Annotated in this window: 11 protein-coding genes; 10 read left to right on the forward strand and 1 reads right to left on the reverse strand. The window is 66.9% G+C overall.

Features of this window, described 5'->3' with window-relative positions; translation table 11 throughout:
• Positions 1-280: 280 nt before the first annotated feature.
• Together K1Y73_RS20430 and K1Y73_RS20435 are read left to right on the forward strand one after the other, a co-directional pair.
• A complete protein-coding gene (locus tag K1Y73_RS20430) occupies positions 281-1,537 on the forward strand; it encodes a TCR/Tet family MFS transporter (protein WP_225030172.1) in 1,257 nt (418 codons plus the stop codon).
• Positions 1,538-2,767, forward strand: a complete 1,230-nt coding sequence (locus K1Y73_RS20435) for a DegT/DnrJ/EryC1/StrS family aminotransferase (protein WP_225030173.1) — start codon at positions 1,538-1,540, stop codon at positions 2,765-2,767.
• A gap of 30 nt (positions 2,768-2,797) precedes the next feature.
• Here K1Y73_RS20435 and K1Y73_RS20440 read toward each other — a convergent pair whose 3' ends face one another.
• Positions 2,798-3,235, reverse strand: a complete 438-nt coding sequence (locus tag K1Y73_RS20440) for a hypothetical protein (RefSeq protein WP_225030175.1) — start codon at positions 3,233-3,235, stop codon at positions 2,798-2,800.
• A gap of 337 nt (positions 3,236-3,572) precedes the next feature.
• On the opposite strand from K1Y73_RS20440, the gene K1Y73_RS20445 reads away from it, so the two are divergent.
• The 8 genes from K1Y73_RS20445 (at position 3,573) to K1Y73_RS20480 (ending at position 8,782) form a co-directional block, all read left to right on the forward strand.
• Complete coding sequence (locus tag K1Y73_RS20445) at positions 3,573-3,938, forward strand: NADH-quinone oxidoreductase subunit A (RefSeq protein WP_225030178.1); 366 nt, start codon at positions 3,573-3,575, stop codon at positions 3,936-3,938.
• Between the two features lie 53 nt (positions 3,939-3,991).
• Positions 3,992-4,543, forward strand: a complete 552-nt coding sequence (locus tag K1Y73_RS20450; RefSeq protein ID WP_225030190.1) for a NuoB/complex I 20 kDa subunit family protein — start codon at positions 3,992-3,994, stop codon at positions 4,541-4,543.
• Between the two features lie 4 nt (positions 4,544-4,547).
• Positions 4,548-5,156: an NADH-quinone oxidoreductase subunit C gene (locus K1Y73_RS20455; RefSeq protein ID WP_225030180.1), complete on the forward strand. Its 609-nt coding sequence runs from the start codon at positions 4,548-4,550 to the stop codon at positions 5,154-5,156.
• Complete coding sequence (locus K1Y73_RS20460) at positions 5,156-5,584, forward strand: GFA family protein (RefSeq protein ID WP_225030182.1); 429 nt, start codon at positions 5,156-5,158, stop codon at positions 5,582-5,584. Before K1Y73_RS20455 ends, K1Y73_RS20460 begins: the two co-directional genes overlap by 1 nt.
• A 3-nt stretch (positions 5,585-5,587) precedes the next feature.
• Positions 5,588-6,829 (forward strand): NADH-quinone oxidoreductase subunit D, encoded by a 1,242-nt coding sequence (locus K1Y73_RS20465; RefSeq protein WP_225030184.1) that lies wholly within the window; start codon positions 5,588-5,590, stop codon positions 6,827-6,829.
• A 204-nt stretch (positions 6,830-7,033) separates the two neighbouring features.
• On the forward strand, positions 7,034-7,402 hold the full coding sequence (locus K1Y73_RS20470; protein ID WP_225030186.1) for a hypothetical protein: 369 nt from the start codon (positions 7,034-7,036) through the stop codon (positions 7,400-7,402).
• Positions 7,402-8,535 carry an NADH-quinone oxidoreductase subunit NuoE gene (gene nuoE / locus K1Y73_RS20475; RefSeq protein WP_225030188.1) on the forward strand — a complete coding sequence of 378 codons (1,134 nt, stop codon included), beginning with the start codon at positions 7,402-7,404 and terminating at the stop codon, positions 8,533-8,535. The genes K1Y73_RS20470 and nuoE overlap by 1 nt, the downstream gene beginning before the upstream one ends.
• 88 nt (positions 8,536-8,623) lie before the next feature.
• A complete protein-coding gene (locus tag K1Y73_RS20480; protein WP_225030189.1) occupies positions 8,624-8,782 on the forward strand; it encodes a hypothetical protein in 159 nt (52 codons plus the stop codon).
• Positions 8,783-8,816: the final 34 nt, after the last annotated feature.

Raw genomic sequence — 8,816 nt, forward strand, 5'->3', positions numbered from 1 at the left:
CGGCGGAAGGCGCCAGGGGCGCCGGCGCGGGGCTTTCGGTCGCGATGCGCTGGCCGGGGGCCATGGGCAGATCGGGGCGCGCGGTCGGCAGGGCGAAACCCAGCACCAGGGCCAGGCCGGCCACCACCAGAAGGGGAAGAGGAAGCTGCATCGTCTTGCCTTTGTCATCAGGGGCTTGGCCCGCCTGTCCTAGCGCCGTCCAGGCGCGCGGGCCCGTGACAAATCCCGTCATCCTGCGGTGGCTTTACAGCCCCCGCGCCGCGCCCTAGGGTCCGCCACCATGTCCCACAGCCTGTCCTCCGCTGCGCCCGGCCCGGCCGCGCCCCCTTCGGTGTCGCGCCATGCGGTGATCTTCGTTCTGATCACAGTGTTTCTGGACATGGTGGGCTTCGGAATCGTCATGCCCGTGCTGCCGCATCTGATCGAGGATGTGGGCGCGGTGGGGCTGGACCGGGCAGCGGCGATCGGCGGCTGGATGTTCGCGGCCTTCGCGCTGGCGCAGTTCTTCTGCGCCCCGGTTGCCGGCAATCTGTCCGACCGCTTCGGGCGGCGGCCGCTGCTGCTGCTGGCAGTCTTCGGCCTGGGCGCGGATTTCCTGTTCTCGGCCCTGGCGCCGACGCTGTTCTGGCTGTTCATCGGCCGGATCCTGGCCGGGGTCTGCGGATCAAGCTGGGTGATCGCCAATGCCTATATCGCCGATGTGACCGCGCCCGAGGCGCGGGCGAAGGCCTTTGGCCTGATGGGTGCGGCCTTCGGGCTGGGATTCGTCATCGGCCCGGCGATCGGCGGCCTGCTGGGAGAGCTGGGTCCCCGCGTGCCGTTCTGGGTGGCCGCGGGCGTGTCGCTGCTGAATTTCGCCTATGGCTGGTTCGTCCTGCCCGAAAGCCTGCCGCCCGAGCGGCGGCGCCCCTTCGAATGGCGCCGGGCCAATGCCTTCGGGGCATTCCGGGTGTTTTCCACCTATCGGGGCATTCTGCCCATGTGTCTGGTGATGGGGATCTTCTTCTTCGCCACCGCGGTCTATCCGGCGATCTGGGCCTTCTGGGGCATGGCGCGCTTCGGCTGGTCGGAAGCGACCGTGGGCGCCTCTCTGGCGATCTTCGGGCTGGTCACGGCGGGGTTCCAGGGCGGGCTGACCGGGGTTTTCGTCAAGCGCTTCGGCGAACATCGCACCGCGCTGATCGGCCTGGTCTGCGCGGCGGTTGCCTGCGCGGGCTACAGTCTGGCGACGGGCCTGGGTTTCGTGATCCTGCTGATGCTGGTGCATGGGCCCGAGGGCTTTGTCCATCCGATGATGACGGCGATGATGACCAAGAAGGTGCCCGAGGATGCCCAGGGCGAATTGCAGGGCGGGATCTCGGCCATCGCCAATATCGCCATGCTGGCCGGCACGCTTGTCTTCAGCCAGATCTTCGCCCATTTCATGGCCGAGGGGCGGGCCTGGCAATCGCCCTCGGCCGCCTATATCGCCGCGGCCGCGGTCATCATCGTGGCGCTGGGACTGTTCCTGGCGCTGACGCGGCGCGAGGATCAGTGAATGGAACGTTTCACCGGCGCTTTCACCCAGCAGGAACCGATCCCCGAAGCCGGGATCGCCGCGGCGCTGGCCGTGCTGCAGCATGGGCGGCTGCACCGCTACAACACCGTGCCGGGCGAAATCGCCGAAGCGGCGCTGCTGGAAGAGGAATTCGCGGCCTTCACCGGGGCGCGCTTCTGCCTGGCCGTGGCCTCGGGTGGCTATGCGATGGGCTGTGCCCTGCGCGCCTGCGGGGTGACGCCGGGCGCGCCGGTCCTGTCGAATGCCTTCACCCTGGCCCCGGTGCCGGGGGCGATTGCCGCGGTGGGCGGCCGGCCGGTTCTGGTCGAGGTGACCGAGGATCTGACCCTGGATCTGGACGATCTGGCGGTGAAGGCCCGCTCAAGCGGGGCGCGGCTTCTGCTTTTGTCGCATATGCGCGGGCATGTCTGCGACATGGACCGGCTGATGGCGCGGGCGGCCGAACTGGGCCTGACGGTGATCGAGGATTGCGCCCATACGATGGGCGCCACCTGGAACGGGGTGCAAAGCGGCCGTCATGGTGCGGTGGGCTGCTATTCGACCCAGACCTACAAGCACATGAATTCGGGCGAGGGCGGGCTTCTGGTCACCGATGACGAGGAGCTTGCCGCGCGGATGATCCTGCTGTCGGGCAGCTACATGCTGTATGGCCGCCACCGCGCCGCGCCGGGGGAAGAGGTGTTCCGCCGGCTGCGGCTTGAGGTGCCGAATGTCTCGGGCCGGATGGACAATCTGCGCGCCGCGGTGCTGCGGCCGCAGATCGGACTGCTCGATGACCGCCGCGACCGCTGGGCGGCGCTGTATCGCGGCATGGAGGCGGGGCTGGCCCAGACGCCGGGCCTGCGGCTGATTCCGCGGCATGGGGCCGAGCGCTACATGGGCTCGTCCTTCCAGTTCCTGCTGCCCGCGTGGGAGCCGGCGCGGATCACTGCCTTCCTGGCCCGTGCCGCCGCGCGGGGGGTGGAGCTGAAATGGTTCGGCGCGCCCGAGCCGGTGGCCTTCACCAGCCGCTACGAACATTGGGCCTATGCCGATCCGCAGCCCTGCCCGCAGACCGATCGCGTGCTGGCCGGGCTGATCGACATGCGCCTGCCCCTGACCTTCACGCCCGAGGATGTGGCGCTGATCGCGCGGATCATCCGGGCCGAGGTTCTGGCGCTGGGGCAGGCCGAGGTGATCGAGCCGGTCGAGGCGCCGCTGGCCGATTGAGCGGGGCGCGATTTTTCGTCGAAAAATCGCTTACTGCGGATAGGGCGATTCTCCGCCCAGACTGTCATTCGTATGGCCGATCAGCTGCGCGCAAAGGCAGGCCGCATCGCCGCAGGCATCGCGCCGGGCGATGAAATCCCCATCGCGCGGCGGCGCGGCCAGGTCGATCTGCTGGCCGGTGGCGTTTTCCACCGCATAGACCCAGGCCAGATCGTCCAGCCGCCCCATCCGCCACAGCAGCGGATCGGGGCCAAGGGCCGCATCGCACATGAGAACCTGCGCGGGCAGGGTCGGCGCATCGCAAGAGATGTCGGACAGAACCGCGCCATAGCGCGGCTCCAGCCGGGCGATGGCGGCCTCGACCGCGGCAGGATCGGCGCTGCAAGCGGCGGCCTGCGCGGCGGCAGCGGCCAGAAGCGGGCCGATCAGGGCGGCGGCAAGCGGGGCAAGGCGGGGCAGGGCAGTCATGGCGGATCACCGAAGGGCCAGAGCGGAACAGAAGCCAGAAGGCCGGCGCGCGGCGGCGGGGTCAAGCGCCGATTGCGGGCAGGTCTGGCAGACCCGACCCGGGCCCCGGGGGCGGGCGAATCTGTCCGTTTCGGTTCACCCGGGCCGGCGATCGGGCCGCTCTGCCCGAAGTCAACGGCACACCGTTGCATACAATGCGATAAATCGCTTGCTGCACCGCGGTGAAATCGGCCCGTGGCGCGTTGACCCCGGCCGGGGGGCGGGTTAAACGAAACCGTGAGTGCATAGGGGCCTCACCGTCCCGCAGGCTCGCTGTCGCCAGCTGAAGGAGCATCTCGTGGACGCGCTTCTCCGAGAGTATCTGCCCATCCTTATTCTTCTCGTGATTGCAGCGGGATTGGGTCTTGTCCTGATCCTTGCCGCCGCAATCATTGCGGTAAGGAACCCCGACCCCGAAAAGGTCAGTGCCTATGAATGCGGCTTCAACGCCTTCGACGATGCGCGGATGAAGTTCGACGTCAGGTTCTACCTGGTCTCGATCCTGTTCATCATCTTCGATCTGGAAGTGGCCTTCCTGTTCCCCTGGGCGGTGGCCTTCGGGGAAATCTCGATGGTGGCCTTCTGGTCGATGATGGTGTTCCTGGCCGTGCTGACGATCGGCTTCGCCTATGAATGGAAGAAAGGGGCCCTGGAATGGGAGTGACCTCGGGAACCACGCCGCTGGACGGCGCCTCGGGCGGGGTGCAGCGGGTCGGCATGCCGGGCGGCCAGCCGGGGGGCATCCAGACGGGTGCCAACACCGCCGGCGCCGATCATGAGGTTGCGGTCCAGGCGCTGAACCGCGAATTGCAGGACAAGGGCTTCCTGCTGACCTCGACCGAGGACATCATCAACTGGGCCCGGATCGGGTCGCTGCACTGGATGACCTTCGGTCTGGCCTGCTGCGCGGTCGAGATGATGCATACCTCGATGCCGCGCTACGACCTGGAACGCTTCGGCACCGCGCCGCGCGCCTCGCCGCGGCAATCGGACCTGATGATCGTCGCGGGCACCTTGACCAACAAGATGGCCCCGGCACTGCGCAAGGTCTATGACCAGATGCCGGAACCCCGCTACGTGATCTCGATGGGCAGCTGCGCCAATGGCGGCGGCTACTACCATTACAGCTATTCGGTGGTGCGGGGCTGCGACCGGGTGGTGCCGATCGACGTCTATGTGCCGGGCTGCCCGCCCACGGCCGAGGCGCTGCTTTACGGTATCCTGCAGCTGCAGCGGAAGATCCGCCGCACCGGCACCTTGGTGAGGTAAGGTCATGAGCGACGAAGCCCTGAACGAACTCGCCGGCCTGATCGCGCTGAAGCGGGCCGATGCCGTCCTGTCCACCAAGGTGGAATTCGGCGAATTGACGGTGACGGCGGCGCTGGCCCATCTGGTGGCGCTGGTCGAATTCCTGCGCGACGACGCGGCCTGCCGGTTCACCTCGCTGGTCGACATCACCGCGGTCGATCATCCCGAACGCCCGGCGCGCTTCGACATGGTCTATCATTTCCTGTCGATGTACCGGAACCAGCGCATCCGCGTGAAAGTGGCCGTGCGCGAGGATGAAATGGTGCCCTCGATCATCGCGCTGCACCCCAGCGCGAACTGGTTCGAGCGCGAAACCTTCGACATGTTCGGCATCCTGTTCTCGGGCCACCCGGACCTGCGGCGCCTCTTGACCGATTACGGCTTCCGCGGCCATCCGCTGCGCAAGGATTTTCCGACCACCGGCTATGTCGAGGTCCGCTATGACGAGGCGCAGAAGCGCGTGGTCTACGAACCCGTGAAACTGGTGCAGGAATACCGGCAGTTCGACTTCATGAGCCCCTGGGAAGGGGCCGAATACATTCTGCCCGGCGACCAGAAGGCGGGGGCGAAGTGATGGGTCCGCAAACCGGAAGCTGCCTCTGCGGCGCCACCACCTTCACCGCCACCCCGTCCGACGAGGCCGCGGGCGTCTGCCATTGCAGCATGTGCCGCAAATTCTCGGGCGGGATGTTCATCGTCACCGATTGCTCGGGCGCTTTCGACTTCGCGCCCGGCGCGCCGGTCACCCGCTACCAGTCCAGCGACTGGGGCGAGCGGGCCTTCTGTTCGCGCTGCGGCTCGTCGCTGGCCTGGCTGTCGCGCGACGGCAAGATGGCCTTCGTCTCGATCCAGGCCTTCCCGGATCCCAGCCGCTTTCCGGTGACGCATGAGCTGTTCATCGACTGCAAGCCCGCAAGCTATGGGCTTTCGGGCAAGACGACCACCATGACCGAGGCCGAGTTCATGGCCCAATACGCCTCCAGCCCCGAAGGGGGGAACTGACCGATGGATGGGGATATCCGGCGCAACACCTATGACGACGGCTCGATGGATATCGAAACGTCGGAACAGCGCATCCGCAATTTCAACATCAACTTCGGGCCCCAGCACCCGGCGGCGCATGGCGTGCTGCGTCTGGTGCTGGAGCTGGATGGCGAGATCGTCGAACGCTGCGATCCGCATATCGGCCTGCTGCATCGCGGCACCGAGAAGCTGATGGAAAGCCGCACCTATCTGCAGAACCTGCCCTATTTCGACCGGCTGGATTATGTGGCGCCGATGAACCAGGAACATGCCTGGTGTCTGGCGATCGAACGGCTGACCGGCGTGCATGTGCCGCGGCGGGCCAGTCTGATCCGGGTGCTGTATTCGGAAATCGGGCGGGTGCTGAACCATCTGCTGAACGTGACCACCCAGGCCATGGACGTCGGCGCCCTGACGCCGCCGCTCTGGGGCTTTGAGGAACGCGAGAAGCTGATGGTCTTCTACGAACGGGCCTGCGGGGCGCGTCTGCACGCGGCCTATTTCCGGCCCGGCGGCGTGCATCAGGATCTGACCCCGCAGCTTCTGGACGATATCGAGGCCTGGGCCGCGCATTTCCCCAAGGTGCTGGACGATATCGACGGTCTGCTGACCGAAAACCGCATCTTCAAGCAGCGCAATGCCGATATCGGCATCATCTCGGAAGAAGAGATCCAGCAATGGGGCTATTCTGGGGTGATGGTCCGCGGCTCGGGCCTGGCCTGGGACCTGCGGCGGGCGCAGCCCTATGAATGCTACGACGAGTTCGACTTCAAGATCCCGGTCGGCAAGAATGGCGACTGCTATGACCGCTATCTGTGCCGCATGGCCGAGATGCGGGAATCGACCCGGATCATCGAACAGGCCATCGCCAAGCTGCGCGCGCCCGACGGGCAGGGCGATATCCTGGCGCGGGGCAAGATCACGCCGCCGAAGCGGGCCGAGATGAAGACCTCGATGGAAGCGCTGATCCATCACTTCAAGCTGTATACCGAAGGCTTCCACGTTCCTGCGGGCGAGGTTTACGCCGCGGTCGAGGCGCCGAAGGGCGAATTCGGCGTCTATCTGGTGGCCGATGGCACGAACAAGCCCTATCGCGCCAAGATCCGCGCGCCGGGCTATCTGCATCTGCAGTCGATGGATCATGTCTGCAAAGGCCATCAGCTGGCCGATGTCTCGGCGATCATCGGCACGATGGATATCGTCTTCGGCGAGGTCGACCGATGATGGCGGTCGATTTCGCGCCGGTTCTTCTGGTGTTCCTGACCGCGCTTCCGGTGACGCTGCCGGTGGTTGCCGCGGCCGTTCCGCTTGCTTTGGTGTTCTGATGTCTGACCGCCGCCCTTGCCGCCTGCCTGCGCTGCGCGCCCCGTTCGGGGCCGTTGCCGGGGCTTGCGCGGCCGGGGCGGCCCAGCAGGGGGGGCGGGACTGATGTCGCTGTCGCTGCTGACGATGCTCTTCGGCGCGCTGACCCTGGTCGTGCTGGGCGCGATGGCGCTGGCCTTCTGGCTGAACCCGGCGCGGGGCCTGGCGCTGACCACCCATCGGGTCGAGTTGCTGCCGCGGGTCATGGCCGACCGCTACACCGCCTTTGCCATCCTGGCCGTCGTGGCGCTGGTTCATGGCGACCCGGTGCTTTACGCCGCCTTGTTTGCCGTCTGCGCCTTCATGGGGCTTGCCGACGGCGTGATCTATGCCCGAGCCGGGCAACCGCATATGAAACATACGCTCTCGGGGGTCTTGTCGGCGATCGCGCTTGTCGTGGCGCTGGCGGCCCTGCTGGTCGAGAAAGGGTCCTGATGCTGCGCCGTCTTTCCCATACCCAGCCCGACAGCTTCGCCTTCACGCCGGCGAATCTGGCCTGGGCCAAGGGGCAGATCTCGAAATATCCCGAAGGCCGGCAGGCCTCGGCGATCATTCCCCTGCTGTTCCGCGCCCAGGAACAAGAGGGCTGGCTGTCCAAGCCCGCGATCGAATATGTGGCCGACATGCTGGGCATGGCCTATATCCGCGCCCTGGAAGTCGCGACCTTCTATTTCATGTTCCAGCTGCAGCCGACCGGCACGGTGGCGCATATCCAGATCTGCGGCACGACCTCGTGCATGATCTGCGGCGCCGAGGATCTGATCGCGGTCTGCAAGGAGTTGATCTCGGCCCATCCGCATGTGCCTTCGGCCGATGGCCGCTTCTCGTGGGAAGAGGTGGAATGCCTGGGCGCCTGCGCCAATGCGCCGATGGCGCAGATCGGCAAGGATTATTACGAAGACCTGACGGCGGCGAAGCTGCGCGAGCTGATCGGGCGCTTCTCGGCCGGTGAAGTGCCGGTCCCCGGCTCGCAGATCGGGCGCTATGCGGCAGAGCCGGCGACGGGTCTGACCTCGCTGACCGAATTCGACTCAGGCCGCACGCAATACAATGCCTCGGTGCAGCGCGCCGTGGATGTGGGCGATGGGGTCAAGCGGATCGACGGCACCGAAGTGCCGCTGCGCATGCCCTGGCAGGGCCAGCCCGAAACCCCCGAACAGCCGGCCGAGCCCGGCGAGGAGCCTCAGCCAGGGGCGGGAATTCCGGCCGATGAAACCGGCGTGACCGTGCAGGAAGCGCCGGCCGTGTCGATGGGCGTGCCCGATCCGGTGGCCACGGTCGAAGCGAAGCAGCCGCAATCGCTGGACGCGCCGCGGGGCGGGGCGGCCGATGACCTGAAGCAGATCTGGGGGATCGGGCCGAAGCTGGCGGCGCTGTGCCACAAGCTGGGCTTCTTCCATTTCGACCAGATCGCCGCCTGGACCGCCGAGGAAATCGCCTGGGTGGACGCGCATCTGGAAGGGTTCAAGGGCCGGGTCAGCCGCGACCGCTGGGTGGCGCAGGCGCGGCATCTGATCGCCGGCGGCTCGGTCGCCGAGGCCGAGAAGATCGGGCGCGGCGAAGGCTGAGGCGGTTGGAAGGGCGGGGCGCGCGCGCGCATGTGAGCGATCGCGTCCCGGGGCGTAAAAGGTAGAGGCGGCGCAAAAGAGGGGCGCTTTGGTTCAGACCAGGTACATATGGGCGGTGATCTGCGGGATTTTGGCCTTCGTTCTGGCCAAGGTCCTGATGCATCACGGCTTCTGGCTGGCCTTGCTGGTCGGGCTGGTGGTGGCGGCGATCTTCCTGCAGGCGCTGCGCGAGACCCTGGCGGCGTAAGGGGGCGCTGCCCCCTCGGCCTGCGGCCTCACCC

It is taken from the genome of Xinfangfangia pollutisoli, assembly GCF_020179405.1.
Taxonomy (GTDB): domain Bacteria; phylum Pseudomonadota; class Alphaproteobacteria; order Rhodobacterales; family Rhodobacteraceae; genus Pseudogemmobacter; species Pseudogemmobacter pollutisoli.